Source organism: Oleiphilus sp. HI0043, from assembly GCF_001634935.1.
In genome coordinates, this window is the sequence record NZ_LWEY01000493.1 from 1 (window position 1) to 994 (window position 994).

2 protein-coding genes are annotated in these 994 nt (G+C 45.4%); both read left to right on the forward strand.

Translation table 11 applies throughout. The features are described 5' to 3' along the window. Positions 1–234 precede the first annotated feature (234 nt). Positions 235–543 (forward strand): PA4642 family protein, encoded by a 309-nt coding sequence (locus A3729_RS06160; protein WP_068510133.1) that lies wholly within the window; start codon positions 235–237, stop codon positions 541–543. A 33-nt stretch (positions 544–576) separates the two neighbouring features. Beyond that, on the forward strand, positions 577–994 hold a 418-nt coding region (locus tag A3729_RS06165), incomplete at its 3' end, for a ThiF family adenylyltransferase (RefSeq protein WP_197475618.1).

Consider the following 994-nt stretch of genomic DNA (forward strand, 5'->3'; position numbering starts at 1 on the left):
AATAAAGTAGATGCTAACCGCGTTAGTGCAGCGGGCAGAGCAGAAACAAATCCTTTGGCACCTAATGACACCGCAGAGAACCGGGCCAAGAATCGACGGGTCGAAATAAGCGTGTTTGACCCGGTTTGTGAGGAGTCTGACTGGGACTTCTAAAATGTATCTTTCTTGGAAGGCACTAGCTCGCTATAATGGCGGCCTTTTAGTCTGTAACAAATATTTAGAAGGTGTCGTAGCGTGAGTGGACCAAGTCAACCGAAAGTCGAAGATGAGCAGTGGAGTGATGAGCGAATTCAGGGGTTTTTATCTTTAAAGCCTTTGGATGGTAGCGATCCGGATTATCACGTACTAATTCAAGCCTACCAACATATGACTCCTGATTTCTTTCAGCGTTTTATTGCAATGTTTGCTGAATCTGGCAGGAATATTAATGCTTTATCTCTAAGCGGTGAGACAATATTTGATCGCGTGTCGGAGCATGCTAAGTCTCAAGCATACAGTGATGTATTGAAATCAAATGCTGCGCTGAAGTCTAGCGAGCTATAAGCTTCTGATTCCTGATATAAGGCTGATGGCTCTATGAATGACGATATTGCCTTTCGCTTTGGCGGTATTGCTCGCCTGTATGGTTTGCCAACGCTAGAGCGTTTTCAGCATAGTCATATTGCCGTGATTGGTATTGGCGGTGTCGGTTCCTGGGCCGCCGAAGCCTTAGCTCGATCGGGTATTGGTGAAGTTACCCTATTTGATCTGGATGATATTTGCGTTTCGAATATCAACAGGCAAATCCATGCATTGCAAGACACGGTTGGGGCGATGAAGGTGGAGGCTATGGCTGCTCGAATGCAGCAGATTAATCCGCAGATCAAAGTACATGCAAACCACACCTTTATTACGCCTGCAAATGTAGAAACTTTGCTGCACAAAGGCTTTGACTATGTCTTTGATGCGACCGATAGTGTCAAAGCAAAGACTGCCATTATTGCTCATTGTTCGC